We start from the raw sequence: 26,279 nt of genomic DNA on the forward strand, positions 1-26,279 counted from the left end.
GGCTGTGTTTTTATTTGAACGCAGAAACTGAAATGATATTTTCACAAAATTCATATTCCTGCCGCACATTAGAGCCGAGCAAAACGAGCTGATTCTGTGTGTGATGCACAACATGATCGAGATACCAATTAATGCCCGGAACGTCCAGGTTCGTGGTGGGTTCGTCCAGGAAAATAATGGGAACGTCGGACATAAACGCGAGGCCAAGCTTGACGCGCTGTTTCATTCCAGAGGAAAAATGGCGGAGCGTTTTGCTGCTTGCGTGCGAAAGTTGAATAAAGTCCTCAAAATCTTTGAACGAAAGGCCATTTTTGAGTGGCTTGAACTTGCTGTGGAACTGGATCAGCTCGCGCAATGTGAACTCTTCGATCAGTTCGAGATAAGGCGCTGCAACGACCAGATGTTTATACCAATGGTCGACCTCCACTTCCTTTCCTGTTGTGTCAATGTATTTTATCGTTCCCTCGGACGCAGGCATAATGCCCGTCAGCAATTGCAAAAGTGTTGATTTTCCACTGCCGTTGGGCCCTACAAATGTATATTGTTGCCCGGCTTGCAGCTCGAAAGTTGCATTGCGAACAATCCATTCCTTCACAAATTTCTTCCCTATTTTCTCAACTGATATTCGCACTGTTCAAAACTTTGTATGAGGACGCGGACCCAATCAGGCCATTTATTTCGTCGCATAATGATCATAAGCTGCCTTGGAAACTTGCGCCATGACAAGCTCAATTGCTTTCAAATCGGCGGTTGAATTTGACACAAATAACACAATTCCAAAACTTTTCCCATTGGGCATTTTTACAATGCCAACATCATTTACCGCGGCTTTAAGGCCTTTGTCATCTGTTCCGGAAGTGCCCGTTTTATGCGCCACCACAGCTTCTGTTGGCAACTGACCTTTGATCCGGTTCAAACCGGTCGGCCCATCGATCATGATTTTCGATAAAAATTCCTGGCTGGTTTTAGATAAAGCTTTGCCTTTATAAAAGATTTCAAGCAATTGTAACATTGCGCCAGGCTTGCACCAATTGGTATATTGCACATTCCAATCCTGCCCCATTTGCTCTTCATTGGCAACAATCGCAATGTCTTTAATCCCAAGGCCATGCACATAATCCTGCACCGGCTTTGTGCCGCCAACCAGCCTAAAAAGAATGTCGCATGCAATGTTGTCACTCAGCGAAACCATGCTTGTAAACAAGTCCGCAATGGTCAGATCCACTTCGCCAGCAGGATATTTATCTCTGAGCGGGCTGTAAGTTTTAAGCTGAACGTCTTCCTTAGTGAGGTGATATTTTTGGTTTAAAGAAAGCTTTCCTTTATCAACCTGATTCAGCACTGCCATCGCAATCGGGAATTTAAAAGAACTCAGCATTGGAAATTTGTGATCTCCATTTATAACCGTCTTTTCCTTGCTGGCAAAATTTTGGATCGCTATGCCCGTAATCCCGTCAATTTGCTTGGTAATGCTTTCTAACTTGCTTTTTAAATCTGTATTTTGAGCTGATAATAGTTTTGGCAAAAAGAATATTGTCGTTAACAGAAAGATGCGTAATGCGTTTATTTTCATTGGATTGGTAAATCTTTTTTTGACCTGTTAACTTTTATCGGTTCTCTTTTCTCTTTCTTCAATGGTGAGTCTAACCAGCTCAATGCGCGTGTCCTGCATAGAAACGACTTGAAATGCATACGGCGGAATGCTCACGACTTCATTCACTTCGGGTAAATCGCCAAAGTTGTCGATTAACATGCCTGCTAATGTGTCATAATCGCCTTCCGGGAGCTCCCAGCCATATTTTTCGTTCAAATAATCGAGCTCGTGACGGGCGCTCAGAATGTAACTGTTATCGTCTAACTGGCGCTCGGTCCAGTCTTCTGTCGAGTCATATTCATCCTGAATTTCTCCGAAAATCTGCTCAACGACATCTTCCACACTCACCAGTCCCGACGTTCCTCCGAATTCATCCACAACCAAGGCAAGGCTTCTTCTTTCCTCCAAAAACCGCAGCATCAGGTCGCTGGCAGGCATTGCTTCGGGCACGATCAGGATCGGCGTGATAATGTTGCTGATTTCTTTTGGCTTTTTGAAAAGGGATAATGCGTGACAATAACCGAGCACTTCATCTACGGATTCGCGGTGAACGATAATTTTCGAATGGCCGCTGGTGAGGAATGCTGTGCGCAAATCCTCAATGCTCGCATTGACATTCACTGCTGAAATCTCAGTCCGCGGAATCATGCAATCCCGAATCCGCAAATCCTTGAAATCCAATGCATTGATAAACATTCTTTCTTCAATACTATGATCATCAAAATCAGGATCGTCGGCAGAAATAGCATCGTCGCGCAATGATGGTGACAGAATATTTTCTTTCACAAATGGCTCCACAACCCAATAAAGCGGCGTAATGACCCATTCCGCAAAGCGAACCGGAAATGCAGTGAGGTTGAGCGCATCCGGAAAAGCACGGCCTATTTTCACCCAGCTCGAATAACTTGCCATCCAGACGACGATCAAAACAGCAAACATTCCAGCTATTAAAACGCCTTCATGAACACCGAGATCAACCAAAAGAACGGGATAAAATGTCGCAATGGCCAAAAAACAACCCAATGCGACCGTTAGCAAACGGATCATGCGCAAGATCCGCCGCCAGTATAATGTCTCGTAAACTTCCTCCGATTTTTCGTGGCGCAATGAATAACGGTCGATGGAAACATCCAGCAAAACGGACCGCACAGCGCCATAGTAACCCGCAAGGATGAAAAACACGACCGTCAAACCCAATAATAGCATGCTCATTTTTTCGCAGTTTTGGCCGGTTTATCCTTCTTAATATTCACATTCAATTCGTTGTCGCGCTTGGCTTGCAATGATGCTTTCAGGCGGCTGAATTGAAACAAAAGCAAACACATGATACTGAGCAACAGCAGCCAGTAACTCTCGAACATTGTAGTCCTGCGGAATTCGAGCACCCACACGACAAAAAAGCCAAGTGTGAGGGCGATCAGAATCGTTCGGGTCAGTTTGGAATTCATTAATAATGCTTTGGTAACACAATGTTGCAGACAAATGCCTGCAATTTCAATCATTTTCAAAGATACGCAGATTGCGCTAAAACGATTATAGATAGATTAATCTTCGTCATAAACCATAATATACCCTTGATATTTCCGCCATTTTCTGTAAAATACCTAACTTGCAGCGATTCCCGCGCAGTTCATTTTTTATATCTGAATTGTAAAATTTATTCTTGAAAAAATATTCTTTATTACTATGAGCGAAACCACAAAACGCTTTGCGCCCGGTGTTGTAACCGGTGACGGAGTTAGCGAAATTTTCCGCCACGCCAACCAAAATAACTATGCCCTTCCGGCGGTTAACGTGGTAGGAACCAACTCAGTAAATGCGGTTCTAGAAACTGCCAAAGCGGTTAACAGCCCTGTTATCATTCAGTTTTCGAATGGCGGTGCGATATTTTATGCTGGAAAAAGTCTCGCTAACACCAATCAGCAGGCTGCCATTGCAGGCGGAATTTCAGGTGCCATGCACGTGCACCAAATGGCTGCACTTTACGGCGTTCCTGTCATTTTGCATACAGACCATTGTGCTAAAAAATTGCTTCCCTGGATCGACGGTCTTTTGGATGCGGGCGAGCGTTATTTCGACCAGCACGGCATTCCTTTGTACAGCTCTCACATGCTGGATCTTTCGGAAGAACCGATTGAAGAGAACATTGAAATTTCAGCGAAATATTTCGAGCGCATGGCGAAAATCGGCATGACACTTGAAATTGAATTGGGTGTAACGGGCGGCGAAGAAGACGGCGTTGATAACAGCGACGTGGATAGCTCAAAACTTTATACACAACCAGAAGAAGTTGCTTACGCATACGAAGAGCTTTCAAAAATCTCTCCAAACTTCACCATTGCAGCAGCATTTGGTAATGTTCATGGTGTTTATAAGCCAGGAAACGTGAAATTGGAGCCGAAAATCCTTCGCAACTCACAGCAATTTATCCAGGAGAAATTCGGAACGGCAGAATTGCCTGTAAACTTTGTATTCCACGGAGGATCAGGCTCTTCCCGCGAAGAGATCCGTGAAGCCATCGAATACGGTGCGATCAAAATGAACATTGACACGGATATGCAATGGTCAACATGGGAAGGTCTTTTGAAATATTACAAAGAAAACGAAGGCTTCCTTCAGACGCAATTGGGTAACCCAAATGGTCCCGATTCGCCAAACAAAAAATACTACGACCCACGCGTATGGCTACGTAAAGGCGAAGAAAGCATGATCCAACGCCTGAAACTGGCATTCGAAGATCTGAACTGCATTAACCAGCTGGGATAATTTCAGGCTGGATTTTGATGAGATAAAAAAAGCAACCTGCGAGGGTTGCTTTTTTTGTTGATCACAAACTCATAATCCTATCCCTATGTGCTTCGCCCCATTTGCGTAACACTTCAATAACCGGCATTAAGGTTTGGCCGTATTCTGTTAATGTGTATTCGACTACCACGGGGATGGAGTCGTAGACGGATCTTTTTACTAAGCAGTTTGCTTCGAGGTCCCTCAGTTCCTTTGATAACATTTTGTCTGTAATGCCCGGAATTTCTTTCGCGATCTGCGAGAAACGCTTGTTGCCAAACATTAAGGATATAATAATAGGCAATTTCCATTTGCCGCTTAAAACTTCTCAATGCGTCACGCACGGGCAGCATACTTTTTGTGCACGCTCCCTGCGTATGAGGCTTTTTCTTATCTGCGATTGTTGCTTCTGCTGTTTCCATAACTGAACTAATTTCACTTTACTTTGGTATAGTACTTACAAAAGTATAGTTTATTTATATAAGTTTGCATATCGAAATTAATAAAAATATTGAAATGAACAACCTGATAGAAAACCGAACCTGGAGATATGCGGCCAAAAGAATGATAATGGACAGGCTGTCCCACAAGAAAAATTGGATACCATATTGGAAGCCATTAAGTTATCACCATCTTCTGCTGGCTTGCAGCCTTACAATATCGTTGTCATTGCAGATCAGGAAACGAAGGATAAGATTTTTAAAGAAGCCGCCCCGCAACCCCAGATTCCGGATGCTTCTCACTTGCTTGTTTTTGCTGCATGGACCAAAATCACTGCTCAGCAAATCACCGATTACATGAATTTGATCGCGACAACGCGCGGCGTAACGGTTGAATCATTATCCAAATTTCAACAGAATGTTACCAACAGCATTGAAAGTCGTTCTGATGAGGGCAATTTCAACTGGGCGGCTCGTCAGGCATATATCGCATTAGGACATGGATTGGTTGCTGCTGCGACTGAGCATGTGGATGCAACGCCAATGGAAGGTTTTAATAATGCCAAACTGGATGAAATCCTCGGACTTACCGAAAAAGGCCTGAAAAGTGTTGTCATCATGACATTGGGTTACCGCGATTCCGCCAACGACGGACTGGCGCATGCGAAGAGGGTAAGAAGATCGAGCGAGGAGCTTTTCATTTCTATTTAATGCCAGGTAAAAAGGGTTTGTTTCTAAACTAAAAACATTGAAATAATGAAAGTTGAGATATAGGAGTGATGTCATGTGTCCATTTTGCTACATTGGCAAAAGGAAATTTGAGACGGCATTAGCGCAGTTTCCACAAAAAGAAAAGATTCAAATCGAGTGGAAAAGCTTTCAGCTTAACCCGGCGATGAAGACTGAACCTGGCAAAAGCATTAACCAATATCTGGCCGAAGTGAAAGGCTGGACGCCGGATTATGCTGCACAAATGAATGATCATGTAACATCCATTGCCGCTGAAGTCGGTTTGGAATACAATATGGATAAGGCTGTGGTTGCTAATTCCTTCGATGCCCACCGTTTTGTTCAATTTGCCAAAACAAAAGGAAAGGGCGACGATGCCTGAAGAGCAATTGTTGAAGGCCTATTTTACCGATGGCAAGAACACCGCTGATAAAGACACATTGCTCGCATTGGGCGAAGCGATCGGCCTGGACGTTGTTGAACTGAAATCTGTTTTGGAAAGCACGCAGTTTAGCGAGCAGGTGCGCAATGACATTTATGAAGCGCAGCAAGTGGGTGCACGCGGTGTTCCTTTCTTTGTACTGGACCGCAAATATGCCGTTTCCGGCGCGCAGCAGCCTGAAACTTTCCTCGGCGCTTTGGAAAAAATCTTTTTCTGAATGGGAAAAGGCGAACCCGCAATCCCTCGTTTCACTCGCTGACGGTGCGAATTGCTCCGTTGATGGCGAATGTGATTAACATATAATAATTCATTGAAAGCAGTGAGCGACTAGACCCGTTCACTGCTTCTTTGTTTGCGTATAATAGCACTGGTACGGTTATATAGTGATGTAAGCAACACGAAACAGATAATTTCGTTGAATTTGTGCTTATTGCAATGAAATGACGATCCACCACCTCTATGCGCCTTTTTTTAATTCTGATACTTTTTATTGGATTCCAAATTCAATCCAATGCTGGTGGAATAAAAGGACGGATTAAGACCAACAACGGCGAGGCGCTTCCCTATGCCGGAATTGCGGTTAAAGGAACGAGTAATGGCACAATGGCCAATGAAGAAGGTGTTTATGAATTTGCGCTCGCACCCGGAAGCTACGAAATCCTGTTTCAATATCTTGGTTTCAAAAGCATTTCCAAAAAGCGTTACGGTAGGAAATGATTTTTCAGAATTAGACATTGTCCTGGAAGAGCAGGCGCTCAATCTGCAAGAAGCGACCATTGGCAAAGGCAAAGAAGATCCCGCTTACAGCATTATGCGCCGTGCTATCGCAAAAGCACGTTTTCATCAACTACAATTGCGGGGTTACACGGCCAAAGTTTACTTAAGAAGCACTGCATTACCAACAAAAATCCCTTATCTGGTCGAGCGTAGACTGAAAAAGAGGGCATTCAGGAAGGTAAAGCGATCCTCAACGAAAGTGTTGCCGAAATAAAATACAGGCGACCAGCGAGTTACACCCAAAAAATCGTTTCAACACGTAACAGTCTGGATAACAGCATTCCTTCGCCTAATGAATACATTCTGGTGAGTTTGTATAGTCCCGAAATTGCCGGAACAATTTCTCCCCTTTCGCCCCGTGCATTTGCCTATTATAAGTTTGAATACGAAGGCTATTTTGAAGATCAGGGGCAGTTGGTCAATAAGATCAAGGTGATTCCGAAAGCTTATGGTGAGGGTGTTTTTAAGGGAAGCCTTTTCATTTTGGAAGATCGCTGGGCCATTCACAGTTATGATCTGCAAACGACAACAAGCGGACTGAACATTTCAGCAAAAGCAGATTTTTAGTCCGGTTCAGAATGTCTGGATCCCGGTTAATCAGCAGTTTCGTATTGACGGAAGTTATCTTGGTTTCGCAGGCGAATTCCTGTTATCTGGTTTCATTGACTTATCAAAAGCTGGACGTTGACCCAGGCCTGAAGGAAGACATTGTGATCGTAGACCATAAAAAAGAAAAGCCGTCGGGCGGATCGAGCAGGAAAAAGGATCTGGAAAAATTGATTCAGGATCAAAAGGAATTTTCTACCAAAAACTTCCGAAAACTGACCAAAGAATACGAGAAAGAGCAGAAAAAGGAAAACAAGCAGCAAGGCTTCAATGACCGCTTGGTAAGGCAGGATTCGATCGTGATCGACACGATGGCCAATAAGCGCGACACCACTTACTGGCAAGCATTGCGACCCATTCCTTTGACCAAATCTGAGGTTAGCAGCTACGTTTTGCAGGATAGCATTAAGGTTGTGAGGGATTCGATCAGAGAGAAAACGAGGCCGGATTCGGTTGCTTTTAAGCCACTGCATTTGGTTACCGGCAACACTTACTCGCTTGGAGACCGGAAGACATTTTATTTCAAAAGCCCGATTTTGTCCATCAGCTATAACACGGTCGAAGGCAATGCGATAAATCTGATCACGGAATGGCAAAAGCGCTGGGGGAAATCTTACTATTACAGAATCAGCCCGCTTGTGCGTTATTCCTTTGGAAGGAAACGTGTTTATGGTCAGCTGGAAACGGCCGTAGGAAACAATAACTGGACGCTGATCCTTTCGGGCGGGGAAATGGCTAGTCAGATCAATAATAACAACCCCATTCCGCCATTGCCAAACAGCATCGGTGCGCGGTTTTTTGACCGGAATTATATGAAGCTTTACCAAAAGCAATTTGGAAGAGCAGAATTTTCACTGCGCAACATTGTGGATGTACTGAGTTTCAATGCGAGCCTGGAATACGAGCATCGGAAGGAGCTTTTCAATCAGGAAACAGCACGACCCATCTTCTTTTGGAGCCAATACAATTCTACACGCCCAACCGACCGATAAATAAGGAACTTGCCAACACAGGATTTCCAGAACACGATGCAGTGATCCTGGATGTAACCGCAACGCTCCGTCCGTGGCGAAGATATTTAATTAGAAATGGCGAAAAACGCTATTTGAGAAGTAAAGGACCGGCGTTCAGTGTGAATTACAAGCGCGGCGTTGGCGTTGCAGGCGATGTAGATTATTCGATTTTACAAGGCACAGTGAGACAAGATCTAAATCTAGGGCCCAGAAGCAACCTGGAATATTATGTCAACGGTGGAAGTTTTCTAGCAGAAAAAAAAATGTATTTTCCGGATTACCGGCATTTTATGGGCAATGAATTTTTCTTCCAATATGCCTATCCACCCGATCAGTTCCGAATGCTGCCTTATTATCGTTACAGCACAGATTCCTGGTTTTTTCAGGCACATGCCATCTGGACTTTGCAGCGATTTGCACTTACCCGGATAGAAGCATTGCGGATCACCGGCATTTCAGAAACCGTGCAGCTGCACTATCTGAGAGCACCGACAATCCGCAATTATTCTGAGGTTGTATATGGCATCGACAACATTCTGCGCGTGATCCGCCTTGAAGCTGTCGCTCAATTCCACGGCAGCCACTTCGTAAAGATGGGCTGGCGCGTGGGGACTTCAATTAAGTTTGGCAGGTAAGATTATTTAACCTTTTCCGCCTTAATCTTGGGGATTCCTTTGAAATCGATGGATATGTGTTGTTATCCGGATTTACGTCAGCCATTCGCTGGCTTGGATCGATGACAATGCGTTCAATGTCGGCCAGGTTTCGGTCTATCGAGACGTGTATTCTGGATAAATGTCCAGCCCCAGTCGTTCAAATAGGTGGTTTTAGGATACAATTGTTCCGATTTCTCGCCGCGCATCAGTTCCAGTGGAATGTTGAAATTTTCCTGGCTTCCATCTTTGTAACTCACCACAACATCCAAAGGCATCGGCATCTGACCGATTTTTTCTAACACAACAGCCGTTTTTGCTCCGTTAGAAACAACCTCTTTAATGCTATAATCGATCGTTTTGGTCGTTCCAACGAAATCTTCCCAATACCAATCCAATTCCAACCCGGATTCTTTTTCCATGATCCTTTTCAAATCAGTTGGGTTCGGATGTTTGAATTTCCACTCGTTAAAATAGCGTTTCATGCCGCTTTCCAGTTTTTGCTTTCCTATAATGTAGCCGAGCTGATTTAAGAATACAGCGCCTTTGGAATAACTGGCAATGCTGTAAGCGCGATTGGTGTTGTAATGATCTGCGTGCGTCGTGAGCGGCTCTTCGATTCCAGATTTGGCAAGATTGCGGTAACTGATCGTACTGCCTCGTTGCGCGTCCGTTTTGGATGGAAATAATTCTGCCATTACAATGTTCTGCGCATAAGTCGTGAAGCCTTCGTCCATCCAGGAATATTTGGATTCATTCGTTCCCAAAACGTGCTGAAACCAGCTGTGAATGGATTCATGAACGGTTACACTCACCAAACCGCCAAGATTCTGACGACCCGTTATAAGCGTGGCCATGGCGTATTCCATGCCGCCGTCCCCGCCTTGGATAATCGAATATTGCTTGTAAGGATAACGACCGAATTTCTCGTTCATGATCTTGAAACAGCGCACAGCAAGCGGCTCCATTTCTTTCCAAACGTTCGCTAATGTGTCTGTTTGATAGAAAAAATGAAGGTCCAGATTGTCATCCACTTTCACAACATCATGCTGATAGTCGCGGTCTGCAGCCCACACAAAATCATGCACTTCGGGTGCGATGAAATGCCAGGTGATTTTTTCGCCGGGCTTGTGCTTCACTTCTTTTGTTGAATAGCCGTGCCCGATCTTATCCGGATTTTGAAGATAACCCGTCGCTGCAACCACATAGGACGCATCTAATGTTAGTTTCACGTCGAAGTCACCCCAGATTCCGTAAAATTCTCTTCCTATATAAGGGTTTGCATGCCATCCTTCGTAGTCGTACTCGCTCATTTTGGGATACCATTGCGCCATCGAATAATCGATTCCTTCCGAGTTGTCGCGACCCGTTCTCCGGATCTGGATCGGAACCTGCGCTTCGAAGGTCATCTCGAATGTATGCTGCGTTTTGGGCAGGATGTTTTCGTTAAGCGTTACTTCGAGGATTGTCCCAACGACTTCATATTTAACCGGCTTTCCGTTGTGTTTTAATGATAAAACCTTTTCGTAGCCAATTTCTGAGGGGCTTAGTTTCGAAATGCGGTCTTTTACGCGCGGATCGGGATCGCTGATGGTTCTCGAACGAACGTCCATCTGGCTTCCCGGCTGAAATGCATTGAGATATAAATGATAAAACACCTTATTCAGCGTATCGGGCGAATTATTGCTGTAAATAAGCTTCTGGGTTCCCTTATACTGGTGTTTGGTCCGTCAAAATCGACGTCCATCTGAGTACTTTACGCGTTGTTGCCAACGATCACTTTGTGCCGAAACATTCAAACTAATGATAGCAAACAACACGACAAAATTAAACTTCATTCGTACTATTTTAAAATGGTTAGGTTGCACTATTGACTTGTTTGTTAATGGGTTACAATTGCATTACAAGCTCAACGACTGTTAAGAGACTAATATTCAAACGATCATTGGAAAAATTCGGAAAATTGGGCATCATTCTCCCCATTGAAATGGCTTTTTTTCTCCGGTTTACAGCATATTCCTGTTCAGAATAACGTTTTTGGCCTCCAAACCATTTGGCACATAATTGGTAAAAACGATTGCATAACACATTAACGAACTTTAACCTTTTGTCAATTATGCTTAGATGGACCGTAATTTTTCTGATCGTGGCTATTATAGCCGGGGTGCTTGGTTTTGGCGGAATTGCCGCCGGAGCAGCTGGAATTGCTAAAATTCTATTCTTCGTATTCCTGGTATTATTTGTATTAAGCCTTATCAGCCGTGGCGTCGGGCGATCCTGATGCCATCAAGAACGATATCAAAAAAGCGGACAATGTCCGCTTTTTTCGTTTTATGCTATTCCCATTCGATGGTTGCCGGCGGCTTGGACGAAATGTCATAGACAACGCGGTTGACCCCTTTCACTCTATTAATAATGTCATTGGAAACTTCTGCAAGGAAATCGTAAGGAAATGCGCCCAGTCAGCAGTCATCCCGTCAACCGAAGTTACCGCGCGAAGTGCAACCACACTTTCATACGTGCGCTCATCGCCCATTACGCCGACGCTTTGAACCGGCAGCAACATGGCGCCAGCCTGCCATACATCTTTATATAAATTCCATTTTCTGAGTCCGCCGATAAAAATGGCATCCACTTCTTGTAGAATCGCAACTTTTTCAGGTGTGATTTCTCCTAAAATACGGATTGCAAGTCCGGGACCTGGAAAGGATGACGTCCTAAAGACTTCTTATTAATGCCCAATGTCCGCCCTACTGCCCTTACTTCGTCTTTAAACAATGTATTAAGCCGGCTCCACGATTTTCAATTTCATAAAATCAGGCAATCCACCCACATTATGGTGTGACTTGATCGTCGCAGACGGCCCGTTAATAGAAACCGACTCGATAACGTCCGGGTAAATCGTTCCCTGACCCAGCCACTTCACATCTTCAATCAAATGCGCTTCCTGATCGAAAATGTCGATAAATGATTTTCCAATCGCTTTACGTTTTGCTTCCGGCTCAGACAAGCCGTCCAATGATTGGTAAAAATGTGATTTGGAATCAACGCCTTTGATATTTAACCCCATATCCTGATAAGAATGGAGCACTTCTGCAAACTCGTCTTTACGCAAAAGCCCGTTATCCACGAATATGCAGTACAAATTTGAACCAATGGCCTGGTGAACCAGTGTGGCAGCAACGGTAGAATCAACGCCGCCCGAAAGCGCCATTACAACTTTATCATTGCCTAGCTTTTTACGGAGATTATTAACCTGTCTCGCTCTACAAATGATTCAGCCGTCCAATCTTGCTTGCAGCCGCAAATTTTGGCTACAAAATTATACATCAGCTTTTTGCCCTCGGTCGTATGCGTAACTTCCGGGTGAAACTGAATGCCATATGTAAGCTCATTCTCGATTTTAAATGCCGCAACCTTAACCGATTCCGTCGAAGCAATCACATGGAAGTTTTCAGGTGCGCGAACAATTGTATCGCCATGCGACATCCAAACCTGCGACGATTCGGACAAACCGGCCAGCAATGAAGAATCTGTGTCATCAATCACCAGTCGGGCGCGGCCATATTCGCGGTGTTGCGAAGGCTTTACGTCTCCTCCAAGCTCCTGCGCCATTAACTGGGCGCCATAGCAAACACCTAAAACAGGAACAACTTTGCGGAACTGGTCCAAATCTATTCTCGGTGCTTCTGTGTCGCGAACCGAGCAAGGGCTTCCGGAGAGGATAACGCCTTTGACATTGGGAGTAAGATCAGGGAAATTATTGTACGGGTGGATTTCACAATAAACATTAAGCTCACGAACACGACGTGCTATCAACTGGGTGTATTGCGAACCAAAATCTAAAATCAGAATTTGTTCAGTCATATAAATGCGTATCTAAAACGCAAATGTACGGCAATTGACCCAAATCAAAAAACCAGATTCAATCATTAGACAAGCGGTTGAGTGCCTTGCAGTTGGTCAGATTTTAATTTTTTCAATGTAATCTTGTACAAACGCTGACTTATCCTTACCTTTACGTAAATTTTCAATATATAATTAATATGAATCAAGGAACAGTAAAATTCTTTAATGACTCAAAAGGTTACGGGTTTATTAAAGACACAGAAACAGGACAGGACTATTTTGTACACATCTCCGGTCTTGTTGATGAAGTTCGCGAAAACGACGACGTTACTTTTGACCTTCAGGAAGGACGTAAAGGCCTTAACGCGATTAATGTTAAGCTTGCCTGATAGGGACTTAATATAAAATGCAAAAGCCGCTTTTTCGAAAGCGGCTTTTTTTGTGCCTTTTAACATTCAAAACAGCATTTTGCCATTTAAACTTTTTTTGTGCCTGCATGCAACTTTGTTTACTCCCTTTGTATCTATCACTCAAAAGTCAGACACACATTCCGCTCGTGTAACATAAAAACCACTTATGTAATCTAAGGTTCTATGTTATACAAAGTACTTACTTTTACAATGTACCGGAAGGGAATTTAACGCACCCGAAACCCGGACATTGAACATAATTTATTAGCCATGAAAATTTTATTTAACCTAACTGTAGCATTGCTACTTGCTGGAACTTTTGTGCAGGCACAAATGCCTTCCAGCGCCCCAGGCAAAGGGAAAGTCTCCGGAGTGATCCTCGATGAAAAAGCCCAGCCCTTCCCGTTTGTCAACGTTTTATTATTAAAGGCAAGCGATTCTACATTAGTAAAGGGGCTTGCAGCAGACGAAAGCGGCAAGTTTCTTTTCGACCAGGTTTCAGCCGGCAAATTCATGACGCTGGTTTCCATGGTCGGTTATCAAAAAAGTTACAGCGCAACATTTACAGTTAATGACGACGCCGTAACACTTCCAACCATCTCCTTAAAAACGGACACCCAAGCATTAAACGAGGTGACGGTCGTTGCAAAAAAGCCCTTTATCGAACAGCAAATCGACCGCACGGTTGTCAATGTTGAAAATAGCATTGTTTCCGCTGGCGCAACGGCATTGGAAGTGTTGGAACGCGCACCGGGCGTAACTGTGGACCAGCAAAATGAGCAGCTTAAATTACGCGGTAAAGAAGGCGTAATCGTTCAAATTGATGGAAAACAGACATTTTTATCCCAACAAGAACTCATCACGCTCCTGCGTAACACGCCCAGCGATAACATTGAAAAAATTGAGCTGATCACCAATCCTTCTGCCAAATATGACGCGGCAGGAAACTCCGGGATCATCAACATTAAGATGAAACGCAACAAGAATTACGGCACAAACGGAAACCTTAACCTGGGCGCTGCTTACGCAAAATACGGCCGCTCCAACGCCACGGCAACCATCAATCACCGGGCCGGAAAACTCAGCACATTCATCAGCGGAGGCGCATTTTTGAACAAAGGTTTCAACAATAACGACATTTACAGAAGAATCCCGTTCGAAGACAAGGTGACCATTTTTGACCAAAAAACGGAGCGGACAAACAAATCTCAATATTACAACGTCCGTGCCGGTGTCGATTACTTTGTTACAGAAAAAACAACGGTAGGGGTTTTGGTTTCAGGATTTTATAACAACTTCAGTAACCCGTTCGGACAGACCAACACAAGAATTTTAAACGAAAATCTGAGTTTGCAACGCACTTTCAGAACCGATGTTTTCAACGGCGGCACAATGAATAATGTCAGTGCAAATGCCAATTTGAAACATCAATTTGATGACAAAGGCAAGGAACTGACATTTGATGTGGATTATGTGAATTACAGCGGGTCGAAAAGAAGCAATCTGGATACCCGCTATTTCAATCCGCAAGGCCAGGAAGAAAGCAGCAGCCGGGAAACGGTTCGTAACAATATGCCTTCTGACATTAACATTGCGGTGGCGAAACTGGATTACGCACAGCCATTGGGCAAAGGAAAGTTTGAAACCGGTTTAAAAACAAGCTTCGTCGCTTCTGATAATGACATGGTTTTTGAAACAAAAGTGGATGAATGGGTGCTCGATCCAACACGCTCCAACCGCTTCAAATACACAGAAAATGTGAATGCTGCTTACGTGAACTATAACGGAAAAATCACTAAGAAACTCAGTTACCAGTTGGGTCTCCGCGGTGAGCATACGCATTCGATCGGTAACTCTGTGACATTAAATCAGAAACGTGACCGGAACTATGTTAACCTTTTCCCAAGCATTTTCCTTTCGCAGCAACTGGACACAAACAATGTGCTGAACATTTCTTACAGCCGCCGCATTGATCGCCCTAATTATCAGTCGCTTAACCCATTTGAGTTTTATCTGGACCCATATACATTTCAGAAAGGAAACCCGAACCTTAAACCACAATACACGAATTCATTTCAACTCGTACACGTTTACAAAAACTTCCTGAACACAACGCTTGCTTACAGCCGCATCAAGGATATGATCGCTGACGAGCTTCCACAGCAGATTGCTGCCGAAAACAAAACATTTGTGACATCGGACAACTTGGATAATCAGGACAATGTGAGTTTAACCGTTTCGTTCCCGGTGCCGATTGCGAAATGGTGGAATTTGCAAGCAAATTTCACAGGAGTTTACAACGCATATAACTCGATTTACCTCGATCAGCAGCTGGAAATCAAGCAAGCATCGTGGAATATGTATGCCAGCAATAATTTTACTTTGGGCAAGGGATGGTCCGCTGAGCTCTCCGGATGGTATAATAGCAGAGCGTTTTACGGATTGTATGCCGCGAAGCCGATGGGCATGTTGAATGCAGGTTTGCAAAAGAACATCCTGAACAAAAAAGGAACGATCCGTTTGAATGTCAACGACATTTTCTGGACCAACCGCTTCAATGGCACGGCGATTTACAAGGACATCGATTTCAAAGTGAAGTCTGAATGGCCGAGCCGCCAGTTCAGGGTTACATTTACTTACAATTTTGGTAACCAAAATGTAAAAGGCGCCCGCCAGCGCAACACGGGATCTGATGATCTTCAGAAACGTGCAAACGGCGGAAGTTAGATCGGAATTCCGGTTTTCGGACCTGTGTTCATAAATTAGTTAGGTTTGTTATGCAGAAAAACCATCCCACGCTATGCGGGATGGTTTTCTTATTTTGTAACAAAACTGTTTTAAAAATCAATCGAAAGCCTAAGCTTCCAATGCAGCAACGCCAGGAAGCACTTTGCCTTCCATATATTCAAGCAACGCGCCGCCACCGGTGGACACATAACTTACGCGGTCGCCATAACCTGCATTGTTGATCGCAGAAGCAGAATCGCCGCCGCCAATCAATGAGAATGCGTCATTTTCTTCTGTAACCGCCACCACGGATTCAGCGATCGCATTGGTTCCTTGTGCGAAATTCGGGAATTCAAAAACGCCCATAGGACCATTCCAAAGAACTGTTTTTGAGTTTTTGATGATTTCAGAGAAAATCTTAATCGTTTCAGGACCAATGTCAAGTCCTTCCCAATCGTCAGGAATTTCGCCAGCCGCAACGACCTTGCGCTCGGCATCATTGCTGAACTTGTCTGCAATAACCGAATCGACAGGCAGAATTAGGTTAACGCCTTTTTCCTTTGCCTTTTTTACCAATTCAAGCGTAAGTTCTTGTTTATCAGCCTCCAAAAGCGATTTTCCGATGTTGCCACCTTGCGCTTTTGAGAATGTGTAAGACATTCCGCCACCAATGATCAGGTTATCCACCGTGTCAATCAGTCGCTCGATGATCAAAATTTTATCCGAGATTTTGGCGCCGCCCATAATTGCTGTGAATGGTCTTTCAGAATGTTCCAAAAGTCTTTCCGCATTATCAAGCTCAGCCTGCATTACATAACCGCAAACTTTGTCTTTGAAAAATTTGCCGATCACAGCCGTTGAAGCGTGTGCGCGGTGAGCAGTTCCGAATGCATCCATAACCCACACATCGCCCAATTTCGAAAGCTTTTCTGCAAAAGCCTCGTCGCCTTTTTCTTCTTCTTTATAAAAACGCAAGTTTTCTAATAACAAAACTTCGCCTGGGTTCAACGATGCTGCGAGTTCCGTTGCACTAGCGCCAATGCAGTCGTCAGCGAATTTTACCGTTTTGCCAAGAATAAGTGACAAAGGGTTAACCAGGTGTTTCAGCGAATACTTTTCAGTTGGTCCATCTTTCGGGCGTCCCAAGTGCGACATTAGGATAACGGCGCCTCCATCGTTAAGAATCTTGCTGATAGTCGGGATTGTAGCTTTGATCCGGGTGTCATCCGTGATCTCAAACTTGTCATTAAGCGGGACGTTGAAATCCACGCGGACTAAGGCTTTTTTGCCTGAAAAATCATACGAATCTAATGTTGTCATGGGCAGGTAAAATTGTTTTCCATAGGCAGCAAATGTAATCCAATTTCTTTATTATATACTATGAAATTAAGAATTTGCAGCATTTGTAATAGGTATAATGCAATTTTTACTGTCAATTTTTCAATAATAAGTTTAAAAGGCCAAATTTTTATTTCTGTCTTCCCAATCGTTTTGTCACAGAAAAAGTCTGCTGTTTTTGCCCGCCTAAAACCTTTAATTTGGTAACTTTATCTTTAAGTAAATCATCAACATTCCGTTTTTATCGAAGTGCTTCCGAATCCTTATGTGCAGAATGTCGAGTTTCCGACGGATCTTCCACCCAAATATTACCACGAGTATTTCGGCTATGTCCTGGAATTTGTCAGGAAGCGTTATGCGCATGTGCTGAACGAAAATGAGCTGCGTTTTCTCAATGATTACGACTCCCTTTCCGAAGATGCGCAATGCCTTTTTATCCGTTTCAGCAACCGCAGCAAGTCTTTTTTCAGGGTCAACAGGCTCTCCTACCCGGAGATCAGCGACATTAAAGCCGTGTTGAATGAGCTTTTCGAAAAGCATTTCATAGAGTCACTTTGCGACGCGCATGAAGTGCGCTTTTCGGAGATTATGGAGCTTTTCACGAAGCCTGAACATTTGCTTTTCACAAAGATCCTGAGTCCGGACATTATGCCTTCCAAAAGCATCAAAAAGCCCGATCTGGTGCGCTGGCTGATGTATGAATATGATTTCAAAACACTTTGCGAGATCATTACGGAGCACGAACCGGTGGTAAAAGTGTCGTACGAAGCCGAAGTGATGGTGATGAAATTTCTGTTTTTCGGGAACAGAAATGCGGATATGACCGAATTCGTTATCCGCGATTTGGGCCACGTGCGCTTCAACTCGTTTGACGAACAACATTTAGCGATCCAGTTTGAGACCCGAAAGGATGTGGACGACACATTAATGGTGTCGCTGATGAAGGAAACTTTCGACGACCTCAAAACGGATCTGCCGCCGGAAGAGATTTTCGATTGGTTCATGAACTGGCACACGGGCAGCGGAACGAGCCTGAGTCCAAAGGCCATTCCATCCTTCAATGCATTCATTCTCAGAGTAAGCGCGTGGCTCGAACGGAAGAAAATGCTTTCGCAGGCATTGAGCATTTACCAGCTTACCAACGATGCCCCGGCGCGTGAACGGCGTGTGCGGCTGCTGTATAACCTGGGTGAAATCGATGAAGCCCTGGCGCTTTGCGAGGAGATTGCAGAAAATCCGCAAAATGCAGACGAGCGCTATTTCAGCATGGATTTTTATGAAAGGATCAAAAACAAAAAAACGCGGATCATCAAGCGCACAACGCAAGCATTAAAGGCAGCGGAGGCCATTGAAGTGCCGATCATGTATCGCTATCAGGTTGAATTGGGTGCCATTCATTATTACAGAGAACGCGGTTACCAGGCATTTTTCAGCGAAAATGAGCCTTGGCGCACATTGTTCGGACTGCTTTTTTGGGATGCGATTTATGACACCAATGTGCAGACCATTCACAATCCGCTGCAACGCGTTCCCACCGATTTTTTTCTTCCTGATTTTTATTACAAAAGGGCAGATCAGTTAAAAGAAAGACTGAAAGCGGCACATTCCAAAGAGATTATCGAGGAGCTTGTGACGCAGACTTACATGGAAAAATACGGCATCACCAACGTCCTCGTGCCATGGTATGAAGGCGCTTTGGAGAAAGTGCTGGTTTTAATTTCCTTGCTAAGCCCCGAGCAGATCCATTTGGTGATGATGGAAATAGCATTAAACCTGCGGGAAAACACGCGCGGCTTTCCCGACTTACTGGTTTGGAATGAAACGGAATATGCTTTTATAGAAATCAAATCCCCAACGGATCACCTGTCATCCAGGCAGTTACATTGGCAGCATTTCTTTAAAGAACACAATGTGCAAAGCCGCATTGTGCGTGTGAAATGGCTGAAAGATGACATCTCAGTCGATCTCGAAACTGGCGATAACGGGTAAATGATCCGAAGCGTATTTTTCATCAATCACCTTTGTATCAGATGATTTAAGTTTGCTTCCTTGCTTATGCATAATGAAGTCGATCGTTTTATTAGGCATTTCAACCGGGATCGTTGGCTTGCATTCTGAGCAGGATCTGGTGAAATATTTGTCAAAATAAGCGATTACGGGACTTTCCGGAACGGCATTGAAGTCGCCTGCCAGGATCATCGGTAATGTTGTTTTTCCAAACTTTTCCATGATCCTTTCTGCTTGCAAAAGGCGGTTAGGCTCTTTTAGGCCCAAATGCGTGCTGGCGAAAATGATCTTTTGCTTGTTAGGCAATGTAACGGTGATGGCCGCAACCGTCCGGTTTTCTTCGGGCTTGTCGGCGTGGATCGGCAGTGCGTATCTTACCAATCTTCAATCACAAATTTACTCAAAACGGCAACGCCATAATCGCCGCCCTGGTGGTCAATGGCTTTGGAAAAATAGAATTTCATTCCCGTTAATGCTGCTAGTTGCTGCGCCTGGTTTTTACCTTTTCCTGAACGTTCGGTATTCACATCCACTTCCTGCAATGCCACAAAATCGGGTTTCTCGGCATTAATAACCTTTGCAATCGCTTCCACATCAATTTTATCTCCGGCAGACGGCGGGTTGCAATGATGAATATTGTAGGTCATCACCTTGAAACGATATTTTTTAGCAGGTTTACCGAGGTCGGCTGCATTTGCAAAAACGCCCACCGAAAGCACGATAAGCAGAGTAAAAAAGCTATTTTTCATAAAGAATTAAAGGATTAGGACATTGAAGCTCAAAAGTAGTGGATAGATTTAAATCCGTTTGCTATCATTACACATCAATTAACGAAGCTTAATCAAATGATAAAGAAAATACTGCTGACCGCGGCGCTGATGGGCGGTTTCGGGACATCTTTTGCGCAGACCAAACCGGAAGATGTGAAAACCTTCACATTGGCTAACGGGATGAAATTTCTGGTCCTGGAAGACAAGTCCATCCCCAATGCGAACATGTATCTGTTCTGGAAAGTGGGCTCGCGCAATGAAGTGCACGGCATCACGGGACTTTCGCATTTCTTTGAGCACATGATGTTCAACGGTTCCAAAAACTTCGGCCCGAAGGAATTTGACCGTTTTATGGAAGCCAACGGCGGCTCCAACAACGCCTACACCACGGAAAACGTGACCGTTTACACCGACTGGTTTCAAAAAGACGCATTAGAACCCATTTTCAAGCTCGAATCCGATCGCATTGCCAGCCTTTCCATTGACCCGAAAATGGTGGAAAGCGAACGCGGCGTCGTGCTTTCCGAGCGCAGCACGGGATTGGAGAACAGCAATTACAGGCTCATAGGCGAGCTTGTGCAGTCTGTTGCATTTCAGGAGCATCCATATATGTTCCCCGTAATTGGTTTTGAATCGGACATTAAGAGCTGGACGCAGGAGGATTTGGAAAACTATTTCAAAACCTATTATTCGCCCAATAACGCCACGGTTGTTGTGGTGGGTGATGTGACTTTGGAGCAGGTGAAAAAGCTGGCTGATCAATATATGGCGCCTATTCCAGCGAGAGGTTTGCCGCCAAAGATCAGGACCGTTGAGCCGCAGCAGAATGGTGAAAGAAGGGTTACAACTTATAAAGACATTGCTTCGCCAAACATTTTAATGGCCTATCACGTGCCAGAAACGAGCCATGCCGACTATTACGCGCTCGATTTGCTGAGCAGCCTGCTCACTTCCGGCAACTCTTCGCGCCTGACCAAGTCGCTGGTGATGGATTCGACCATTGCGACCAATGTTTCCAGCTTCACCGACCAAAGTTTTGATCCAAGCCTTTTTATCATTTATGCCATTGCAGGAAATAATGTTTCGGCACCGGATCTGGAAAAAGCGATTGATAATCAGATTGATATGATAATTAAAGACGGCGTAAAGGACGAAGAACTTCAAAAAGTAAAAAATCAGAAGCTGATGGAATTCTATCACACATTGGAAACGATTAACGGGAAAGCCAATAGTCTGGGCAGTTATGACGTGTTTTTTGGGGATTATAAAAAAATGTTCGAAGCGCCGGATTTGTATAAAAAAGTGATCGTTGAGGACATTAAACGCGTTGCAGCAAAATATTTCACCGAGCGCAACCGGACTGTCGGTTATCTGCTTCCCGAGAAATCCAAATAATCAAAACCCTTCACACGGACATTCATCATAATTTGAACAATATGAAAAAGATACTATTTGTGTTCCTGGCGCTGCTCACGCTTTCGGCCTCGGCACAAAACAACTTTAAAGTGCCGCCATTTGAAAAATTCAAGCTCAAAAACGGCTTGACCATTTACCTGATGGAACAGCATGAAGTGCCGCTAATCAATGTTTCGGCAGTTTTTGACGCAGGTTCCATCAACGACGGCGAGCGTTACGGACTTGCAGGACTCACCGCTGACGCACTACTTTTTGGCACTGAAAAATATACGAAACCGCAAATCGAAGAAATGACCGACTTTGTAGGCGCGAGTATTAGCACTTACGCAGCCAAAGATCTGGCGGGGCTGACTTCCTCTTTTGCGACCAAAGATCAGGAAAAGCTTTTCGACATCATTCAGCAGGTGATAATGCATCCGGTTTTTGATAAAACAGAATTTGACAAGCATAAGCAACGACTCACTCAGGAACTGATCAGAGAAAAAGAAAGCCCACGCGCGGTTATCAACGCTTACATGAATGCATTCATGTTTAGAGATTTTCCTTACGCAACACCCACCGGCGGCACGCCCGCATCCATTGAAAAGCTATCCCCAACCGATGCAAAGGCATTTTACGAAAGCAATTATACATCGGGACTGGGTGCAATTGCCATTGTAGGAGACTTCAAAACGGCGGATATGAAGAAAAAAGTGACCGCCATGTTCGGTTCCTGGAAAACTGCGCCTTACCGTATGGTAAAACGCATAGCGCCCAATCTGGAATTTGAAAAAAGCCGCGTGTTATTGGTTGATAAACCCGATGCAAGAGAAACAACATTCCTTATCGCAGGAAAGGGAATCGATTACAATTCAGCCGATTATGTGCCGGTTTTGGTTGTAAACACCATTCTCGGCGGCCGCTTTACATCCTGGCTGAATGATGCGTTGCGCGTCAACTCAGGCCTTACTTATGGTGCGAGAAGCAGTTTTAACCGTTACAAATTCGCGGGAACATTCTCGATCAGCACATTTACTAAAAATTCAACGACCGTTCCCGCCGTGGATATGGCATTGCATGTTTTGGATAGTTTGCATAAAACAGGGATCAATGATGAAATACTGAAATCAGCCAAAGCATACGTAAAAGGCAGTTTTCCACCCGCATATGAGTCCGCAGGCGCATTGGCAAGACTGCTCACGGATATGCACGTGTACAACTTCGATGAAAGTTTTATCAACACATTTCAAGCGAAAGTCGACGGCCTAACAACTGCGAAGACCAAAGAAATAATCGAAACTTATTTCCCGAAAGACAAGCTGCAATTCGTTATGGTGGGGAAAGCCGATGAAATCAGGGAATCGGTCAAGAAATACGGCGAGCTGACCGAAAAGCAGATCAAGGCGGACGGGTTTTAGTATAACCGGAGCGGTGCTTACTTTTTAAATAAAAACGATCAAACAAATGAACAAACTGTTAAAAACATGCCTCTTCGCAGCCGCAGCCTTTATGAGCCAGGACGCGGTGCATGCACAAGGCAAACCCGTGTACACAAACCCGATTGGTTTGCAGGCATACACATTCCGCGGGAGCTGGGACAAGGGGATTGAAGCAACATTGGACACCATTAAGTCATTGGGCATCACCGAAATGGAAGGCGGCCCGATCAAAGGCATGACGACCGACGAGTTGCGCAAGCAGCTTGACAAACGCGGCATTAAAATGGTTTCCATCGGCGCGGATTATAACAAACTTGCCGAAAGCAGCGAGCAGACCATTAAAGATGCCAAAGTTTTGGGTGCCAAATATGTCATGGTCGCCTGGATTCCTCATAAAGGCAAATTCGATCTTGAAACGGCTAAAAAAGCAGTTGCTGACTTCAATAAAGCTGGAAAAGAGCTGAAAGCGGCTGGCATTGAGCTGACTTACCACAACCACGGCTACGAATTCGAGCCTTATGAAGACGGCACATTGTTTGACTACATTGTTAAAAACACAAATCCTGAATATGTAAACTTCGAAATGGACGTGCTTTGGACTGCATTTCCAGGTCAGGATCCGGCAAAGTTGCTGCTGAAATATCCGACGCGCTGGAAGTTAATGCACTTAAAAGACCTTAAAAAAGGGGTTGTAGGCAACCTTTCCGGCGGCACACCGACCACGAATGATGTGGCACTCGGAACAGGTTCAATCGACATTCCTGCAACATTAAAAGCGGCGAAAAAAGTTGGGATCAAACATTACTTCATTGAAGACGAAAGTCCATCTTATTTGAAGCAGATTCCTCAGACGATCGCTTACATTAAGGGAATTAAGGAATAAAAAACTAGCGAAGAATGTGACCGTGAGCGGCAGTCGAAGAGCGTTTATACGCCTTTCAACTGCCGCTCACTGCTTTTTGGACTTACCGGCACAAATCTTTCCTCCAATCAAGATCGGCAAATCTCCACTTGGTAAGTCTGCAGATAGTTTTATACTTTGCAACAAAAAAGTATTTTATGGAACCAGCATTGTTAAATCAAGTCCCTTCGCTGGATTTGGCCGATTTCACCTCTGGAAATGCGGAGCAGAAAAAGCAGTTTGTGGCTGATTTGGGTGAGGCATTTACCAACATTGGATTTGTTGCAATCAAAAATCACGGGCTTAGCGACACGCTTCGCAACGAATTATATGAAATCGTAAAGCAGTTTTTTGCCTTGCCCGACGACATTAAGCGGAAATATGAATTCCCGGAATTGTTCGGGCAGCGTGGCTATATAGGAAAAGGAAAAGAAACGGCAAAAGGCTTCAAAGTGGCCGATTTGAAAGAATTTTACCATGTCGGTCAGCCCGACCCAATTGGAAATATGCCTTCCAATGTTTTCCCGGAAGAGCTTCCCGATTTCAGAAAATACACTTTGGAAGTTTACAACACATTTGAAAACGCAGGCAAAATGTTGCTGCGGGCCATTGCCATTTACTTGCATTTGCCGGAAGATTATTTTGAAGACAAAGTTAAAAACGGCGACAGCCTGCTCCGTGCATTACATTATTTCCCAATCCCAAATCCCGAACTCGTGCCCGAAGGCGCTGTGCGTGCGGCGGCTCATGGCGACATTAACCTCATCACATTATTAATGGGTGCCAGCGCCGAAGGACTTGAAGTGCTTCGCCGCGACGGACAATGGATTGCGATCACCGCGCTTCCCGATCAGATCGTCGTGAATGTAGGCGATATGCTGGACCGGCTTACAAACCATAAGTTGAAGTCGACCATTCACAGGGTCGTGAACCCGCCACGCGAAAAAATGGGCACTTCCCGCTATTCCATTCCGTTTTTCATGCATCCGCGTGCCGATATGAACCTGACCAGCCTTGAAAGTTGCGTGTCGCAGGAATATCCAAAGTTGTACACCGACATGACGGCCGGCGAATTTTTAGACGAAAGATTAAGAGAACTCGGTTTAAAAAAATAACCGGCAACAAACTTGGCCCACCCTCCTATCCGCCGATTTCGTTACATCATTTATTTGATGGACATCCTCTTGTTGTCAGTAACCGCATTTGGAGGTCCGCAAGTGCATTTAATGATGATGATAGAGCGACTGGTGCAGAAGCGGCGATACATTACAGAAGAAGAATTACTCGAATTGCAGGCCTTATGCTCGGTTTTGCCAGGGCCAAGTTCTACGCAAACAGTCACGGCCATCGGGTTAAAAATTGGTGGACAGCCGCTTGCTTATCTTACATTGATCGTGTGGTCATTGCCTGCAATGATCCTGATGACGATGGCTGCAATCGGCATTCATTATCTGGAACGGCATTCGATTTCTTTGCAGTTTACCAAATTTGTCGGGCCCATGGCGGTCGCATTCTTAATGTACGGCGCCTCGTCCATTGCCCGCAAAGTGATCCATAACACCCAGGGTTGGTCACTTTTGGTCATTTCTACAATCCTGGCCTACTTATATCCGTCGCCCTACATGACGCCGGTGCTCATTATCACGGGCGGCATTGCAGCATCATTGAATTTCAAGAAACATGAGGTCATGGAAAAAGGGCCGATCCGGATCTTATGGAGGCCAATTATTTTCTGGATTTCCGTTTTGATCGTTGCCGCCGTTGTGGGAAAGGTGACCAATTCGCTTCCTGTGCGACTTTTTGAAAACTTTTACCGAAATGGCAGCCTGGTTTTTGGAGGCGGACAAGTGCTGATTCCCATCCTTTATAATGAGTTTGTAGAATTCAAGCATTATCTAACTGATCAGGAATTTCTGGCCGGAATGGCGCTGACGCAAGTTGTCCCCGGACCTGTTTTCTCGATTGCCACATTCGTCGGAAGCATTTCGCTGCAATCAGAAGGCATTACCGGGCAAATAATTGGCGGGTTCGTAGCAACAGCCGGGATTTTCCTACCCGGAACATTCTTCATCTTTTTTGCCTATCCATTTTGGGATCAGCTCAAAAAATACAGAGGAATCCGCGCGTCGCTGGAAGGCATTCACGCCGCCAGCTGCGGCCTCACGATCGCCGCCGCCATCTCCCTTTTCCAACCGATGATGAACAACTGGCAACCCCTGGTCACCGTCATCTGCACCATCCTCCTGCTAACCTTCGCCAAAATCCCATCCTACGTCATTATTCTGGCAGGATTGGTGTTGGGGTTGGTTTTTTGAAAGCCAGATGTTTCCTTAGTGAGATAGTTTCCATTGGATTAGTCAATTGCTTTTCCAAACTTTGGAAACTGATTCCTATTATGTCCCCAA

Annotated in this window: 27 protein-coding genes and 2 pseudogenes; 17 read left to right on the forward strand and 12 right to left on the reverse strand. The window is 44.6% G+C overall.

Annotation, left to right across the window (positions count from 1 at the left end):
• Nucleotides 1–10: 10 nt before the first annotated feature.
• From AC0IYG_RS12490 to AC0IYG_RS12505, 4 genes are all read right to left on the reverse strand, one after another.
• On the reverse strand, nucleotides 11–631 hold the full coding sequence (locus AC0IYG_RS12490) for an ABC transporter ATP-binding protein (protein WP_471711397.1): 621 nt from the start codon (nucleotides 629–631) through the stop codon (nucleotides 11–13).
• Between the two features lie 42 nt (nucleotides 632–673).
• A complete protein-coding gene (gene bla / locus AC0IYG_RS12495; protein ID WP_471711398.1) occupies nucleotides 674–1,525 on the reverse strand; it encodes a class A beta-lactamase, subclass A2 in 852 nt (283 codons plus the stop codon).
• Between the two features lie 75 nt (nucleotides 1,526–1,600).
• Nucleotides 1,601–2,806, reverse strand: coding sequence for a hemolysin family protein (locus tag AC0IYG_RS12500; RefSeq protein WP_471711399.1), 1,206 nt, complete (start codon nucleotides 2,804–2,806; stop codon nucleotides 1,601–1,603).
• Nucleotides 2,803–3,096, reverse strand: a complete 294-nt coding sequence (locus AC0IYG_RS12505; protein ID WP_471711400.1) for a hypothetical protein — start codon at nucleotides 3,094–3,096, stop codon at nucleotides 2,803–2,805. The genes AC0IYG_RS12500 and AC0IYG_RS12505 overlap by 4 nt, the downstream gene beginning before the upstream one ends.
• 184 nt (nucleotides 3,097–3,280) lie before the next feature.
• Between AC0IYG_RS12505 and fbaA the strand changes: the two genes are divergently transcribed.
• Nucleotides 3,281–4,360 carry a class II fructose-bisphosphate aldolase gene (fbaA, locus tag AC0IYG_RS12510; protein ID WP_471711401.1) on the forward strand — a complete coding sequence of 360 codons (1,080 nt, stop codon included), beginning with the start codon at nucleotides 3,281–3,283 and terminating at the stop codon, nucleotides 4,358–4,360.
• Between the two features lie 61 nt (nucleotides 4,361–4,421).
• Here the strand turns inward: fbaA and AC0IYG_RS12515 are convergent, their stop codons facing one another.
• On the reverse strand, nucleotides 4,422–4,661 hold the full coding sequence (locus AC0IYG_RS12515) for a winged helix-turn-helix transcriptional regulator (RefSeq protein ID WP_471711402.1): 240 nt from the start codon (nucleotides 4,659–4,661) through the stop codon (nucleotides 4,422–4,424).
• Nucleotides 4,662–4,974: 313 nt separating this feature from the next.
• On the opposite strand from AC0IYG_RS12515, the gene AC0IYG_RS12520 reads away from it, so the two are divergent.
• From AC0IYG_RS12520 to AC0IYG_RS12550, 7 genes and pseudogenes are all read left to right on the forward strand, one after another.
• Nucleotides 4,975–5,529, forward strand: coding sequence for a nitroreductase family protein (locus AC0IYG_RS12520; RefSeq protein ID WP_471711403.1), 555 nt, complete (start codon nucleotides 4,975–4,977; stop codon nucleotides 5,527–5,529).
• 73 nt (nucleotides 5,530–5,602) lie between these two features.
• A pseudogene (locus AC0IYG_RS12525) lies at nucleotides 5,603–6,285 on the forward strand (DsbA family oxidoreductase).
• A 163-nt stretch (nucleotides 6,286–6,448) separates the two neighbouring features.
• The gene (locus AC0IYG_RS12530) at nucleotides 6,449–6,706 is read left to right on the forward strand and encodes a carboxypeptidase-like regulatory domain-containing protein (protein ID WP_471711404.1); all 258 of its coding nucleotides are present in this window, start codon (nucleotides 6,449–6,451) and stop codon (nucleotides 6,704–6,706) included.
• The gene (locus AC0IYG_RS12535; protein WP_471711405.1) at nucleotides 6,663–6,980 is read left to right on the forward strand and encodes a hypothetical protein; all 318 of its coding nucleotides are present in this window, start codon (nucleotides 6,663–6,665) and stop codon (nucleotides 6,978–6,980) included. Before AC0IYG_RS12530 ends, AC0IYG_RS12535 begins: the two co-directional genes overlap by 44 nt.
• Entirely contained in the window at nucleotides 6,977–7,333 is a 357-nt protein-coding gene (locus AC0IYG_RS12540; protein ID WP_471711572.1) for a DUF5686 family protein, read from the forward strand. The genes AC0IYG_RS12535 and AC0IYG_RS12540 overlap by 4 nt, the downstream gene beginning before the upstream one ends.
• A 44-nt stretch (nucleotides 7,334–7,377) precedes the next feature.
• The gene (locus AC0IYG_RS12545) at nucleotides 7,378–8,364 is read left to right on the forward strand and encodes a DUF5686 family protein (protein ID WP_471711406.1); all 987 of its coding nucleotides are present in this window, start codon (nucleotides 7,378–7,380) and stop codon (nucleotides 8,362–8,364) included.
• A complete protein-coding gene (locus AC0IYG_RS12550; protein ID WP_471711407.1) occupies nucleotides 8,325–9,020 on the forward strand; it encodes a DUF5686 family protein in 696 nt (231 codons plus the stop codon). The genes AC0IYG_RS12545 and AC0IYG_RS12550 overlap by 40 nt, the downstream gene beginning before the upstream one ends.
• 113 nt (nucleotides 9,021–9,133) lie before the next feature.
• On the opposite strand, the gene AC0IYG_RS12555 is transcribed toward AC0IYG_RS12550, so the two are convergent.
• Entirely contained in the window at nucleotides 9,134–10,696 is a 1,563-nt protein-coding gene (locus AC0IYG_RS12555) for a M1 family metallopeptidase (RefSeq protein ID WP_471711408.1), read from the reverse strand.
• Nucleotides 10,697–11,154: 458 nt separating this feature from the next.
• On the opposite strand from AC0IYG_RS12555, the gene AC0IYG_RS12560 reads away from it, so the two are divergent.
• A complete protein-coding gene (locus AC0IYG_RS12560; RefSeq protein ID WP_026628251.1) occupies nucleotides 11,155–11,319 on the forward strand; it encodes a DUF1328 family protein in 165 nt (54 codons plus the stop codon).
• A 55-nt stretch (nucleotides 11,320–11,374) separates the two neighbouring features.
• On the opposite strand, the pseudogene AC0IYG_RS12565 reads toward AC0IYG_RS12560, so the two are convergent.
• The 3 genes and pseudogenes from AC0IYG_RS12565 to guaA form a co-directional block, all read right to left on the reverse strand.
• A pseudogene (locus AC0IYG_RS12565) lies at nucleotides 11,375–11,604 on the reverse strand (GMP synthase (glutamine-hydrolyzing)).
• A 216-nt stretch (nucleotides 11,605–11,820) separates the two neighbouring features.
• Nucleotides 11,821–12,252 carry a hypothetical protein gene (locus tag AC0IYG_RS12570; RefSeq protein ID WP_471711409.1) on the reverse strand — a complete coding sequence of 144 codons (432 nt, stop codon included), beginning with the start codon at nucleotides 12,250–12,252 and terminating at the stop codon, nucleotides 11,821–11,823.
• Nucleotides 12,253–12,269: 17 nt separating this feature from the next.
• Complete coding sequence (guaA, locus tag AC0IYG_RS12575) at nucleotides 12,270–12,905, reverse strand: glutamine-hydrolyzing GMP synthase (protein ID WP_471711410.1); 636 nt, start codon at nucleotides 12,903–12,905, stop codon at nucleotides 12,270–12,272.
• A 179-nt stretch (nucleotides 12,906–13,084) separates the two neighbouring features.
• Here guaA and AC0IYG_RS12580 point away from each other — a divergent pair, with 179 nt between their 5' ends.
• Both AC0IYG_RS12580 and AC0IYG_RS12585 read left to right on the forward strand, forming a co-directional pair.
• Nucleotides 13,085–13,276 carry a cold-shock protein gene (locus tag AC0IYG_RS12580; RefSeq protein ID WP_026628253.1) on the forward strand — a complete coding sequence of 64 codons (192 nt, stop codon included), beginning with the start codon at nucleotides 13,085–13,087 and terminating at the stop codon, nucleotides 13,274–13,276.
• A gap of 291 nt (nucleotides 13,277–13,567) precedes the next feature.
• A complete protein-coding gene (locus tag AC0IYG_RS12585; protein ID WP_471711411.1) occupies nucleotides 13,568–16,024 on the forward strand; it encodes a TonB-dependent receptor in 2,457 nt (818 codons plus the stop codon).
• A gap of 129 nt (nucleotides 16,025–16,153) precedes the next feature.
• Here the strand turns inward: AC0IYG_RS12585 and AC0IYG_RS12590 are convergent, their stop codons facing one another.
• A complete protein-coding gene (locus tag AC0IYG_RS12590; protein WP_471711412.1) occupies nucleotides 16,154–17,344 on the reverse strand; it encodes a phosphoglycerate kinase in 1,191 nt (396 codons plus the stop codon).
• Between the two features lie 267 nt (nucleotides 17,345–17,611).
• On the opposite strand from AC0IYG_RS12590, the gene AC0IYG_RS12595 reads away from it, so the two are divergent.
• Nucleotides 17,612–19,351: a VRR-NUC domain-containing protein gene (locus AC0IYG_RS12595; protein WP_471711413.1), complete on the forward strand. Its 1,740-nt coding sequence runs from the start codon at nucleotides 17,612–17,614 to the stop codon at nucleotides 19,349–19,351.
• Here the strand turns inward: AC0IYG_RS12595 and AC0IYG_RS12600 are convergent.
• Both AC0IYG_RS12600 and AC0IYG_RS12605 read right to left on the reverse strand, forming a co-directional pair.
• Entirely contained in the window at nucleotides 19,319–19,750 is a 432-nt protein-coding gene (locus tag AC0IYG_RS12600) for an endonuclease/exonuclease/phosphatase family protein (protein ID WP_471711414.1), read from the reverse strand. The genes AC0IYG_RS12595 and AC0IYG_RS12600 overlap by 33 nt on opposite strands.
• Nucleotides 19,744–20,118, reverse strand: coding sequence for an endonuclease/exonuclease/phosphatase family protein (locus tag AC0IYG_RS12605; protein WP_471711415.1), 375 nt, complete (start codon nucleotides 20,116–20,118; stop codon nucleotides 19,744–19,746). The genes AC0IYG_RS12600 and AC0IYG_RS12605 overlap by 7 nt, the downstream gene beginning before the upstream one ends.
• 96 nt (nucleotides 20,119–20,214) lie before the next feature.
• Between AC0IYG_RS12605 and AC0IYG_RS12610 the strand changes: the two genes are divergently transcribed.
• From AC0IYG_RS12610 to chrA, 5 genes are all read left to right on the forward strand, one after another.
• A complete protein-coding gene (locus AC0IYG_RS12610) occupies nucleotides 20,215–21,534 on the forward strand; it encodes a M16 family metallopeptidase (RefSeq protein ID WP_471711416.1) in 1,320 nt (439 codons plus the stop codon).
• 41 nt (nucleotides 21,535–21,575) lie between these two features.
• Nucleotides 21,576–22,952 carry a M16 family metallopeptidase gene (locus AC0IYG_RS12615; protein WP_471711417.1) on the forward strand — a complete coding sequence of 459 codons (1,377 nt, stop codon included), beginning with the start codon at nucleotides 21,576–21,578 and terminating at the stop codon, nucleotides 22,950–22,952.
• Nucleotides 22,953–22,998: 46 nt separating this feature from the next.
• On the forward strand, nucleotides 22,999–23,856 hold the full coding sequence (locus AC0IYG_RS12620) for a sugar phosphate isomerase/epimerase family protein (protein WP_471711418.1): 858 nt from the start codon (nucleotides 22,999–23,001) through the stop codon (nucleotides 23,854–23,856).
• A 176-nt stretch (nucleotides 23,857–24,032) separates the two neighbouring features.
• Complete coding sequence (locus tag AC0IYG_RS12625; protein WP_471711419.1) at nucleotides 24,033–24,989, forward strand: isopenicillin N synthase family dioxygenase; 957 nt, start codon at nucleotides 24,033–24,035, stop codon at nucleotides 24,987–24,989.
• A 57-nt stretch (nucleotides 24,990–25,046) separates the two neighbouring features.
• Nucleotides 25,047–26,189 (forward strand): chromate efflux transporter, encoded by a 1,143-nt coding sequence (gene chrA, locus AC0IYG_RS12630; protein ID WP_471711420.1) that lies wholly within the window; start codon nucleotides 25,047–25,049, stop codon nucleotides 26,187–26,189.
• Nucleotides 26,190–26,279 lie beyond the last annotated feature (90 nt).

The organism is Dyadobacter sp. AC419, from assembly GCF_979253085.1.

Excerpts from the sequence above, each read along its gene's own strand:
- AC0IYG_RS12500 (WP_471711399.1), bottom strand. The coding sequence starts at position 2,806 with ATGAGCATGCTATTATTGGGTTTGACGGTCGTGTTTTTCATCCTTGCG.
- AC0IYG_RS12615 (WP_471711417.1), top strand. The coding sequence starts at position 21,576 with ATGAAAAAGATACTATTTGTGTTCCTGGCGCTGCTCACGCTTTCGGCC.
- AC0IYG_RS12585 (WP_471711411.1), top strand. The coding sequence starts at position 13,568 with ATGAAAATTTTATTTAACCTAACTGTAGCATTGCTACTTGCTGGAACT.
- AC0IYG_RS12560 (WP_026628251.1), top strand. The coding sequence starts at position 11,155 with ATGCTTAGATGGACCGTAATTTTTCTGATCGTGGCTATTATAGCCGGG.
- AC0IYG_RS12605 (WP_471711415.1), bottom strand. The coding sequence starts at position 20,118 with ATGAAAAATAGCTTTTTTACTCTGCTTATCGTGCTTTCGGTGGGCGTT.
- AC0IYG_RS12530 (WP_471711404.1), top strand. The coding sequence starts at position 6,449 with ATGCGCCTTTTTTTAATTCTGATACTTTTTATTGGATTCCAAATTCAA.
- AC0IYG_RS12620 (WP_471711418.1), top strand. The coding sequence starts at position 22,999 with ATGAACAAACTGTTAAAAACATGCCTCTTCGCAGCCGCAGCCTTTATG.
- AC0IYG_RS12515 (WP_471711402.1), bottom strand. The coding sequence starts at position 4,661 with ATGTTTGGCAACAAGCGTTTCTCGCAGATCGCGAAAGAAATTCCGGGC.
- AC0IYG_RS12625 (WP_471711419.1), top strand. The coding sequence starts at position 24,033 with ATGGAACCAGCATTGTTAAATCAAGTCCCTTCGCTGGATTTGGCCGAT.
- AC0IYG_RS12580 (WP_026628253.1), top strand. The coding sequence starts at position 13,085 with ATGAATCAAGGAACAGTAAAATTCTTTAATGACTCAAAAGGTTACGGG.
- chrA (WP_471711420.1), top strand. The coding sequence starts at position 25,047 with ATGGACATCCTCTTGTTGTCAGTAACCGCATTTGGAGGTCCGCAAGTG.
- AC0IYG_RS12570 (WP_471711409.1), bottom strand. The coding sequence starts at position 12,252 with ATGGCGCTTTCGGGCGGCGTTGATTCTACCGTTGCTGCCACACTGGTT.
- AC0IYG_RS12610 (WP_471711416.1), top strand. The coding sequence starts at position 20,215 with ATGATAAAGAAAATACTGCTGACCGCGGCGCTGATGGGCGGTTTCGGG.
- fbaA (WP_471711401.1), top strand. The coding sequence starts at position 3,281 with ATGAGCGAAACCACAAAACGCTTTGCGCCCGGTGTTGTAACCGGTGAC.
- guaA (WP_471711410.1), bottom strand. The coding sequence starts at position 12,905 with ATGACTGAACAAATTCTGATTTTAGATTTTGGTTCGCAATACACCCAG.
- AC0IYG_RS12505 (WP_471711400.1), bottom strand. The coding sequence starts at position 3,096 with ATGATTGAAATTGCAGGCATTTGTCTGCAACATTGTGTTACCAAAGCA.
- AC0IYG_RS12590 (WP_471711412.1), bottom strand. The coding sequence starts at position 17,344 with ATGACAACATTAGATTCGTATGATTTTTCAGGCAAAAAAGCCTTAGTC.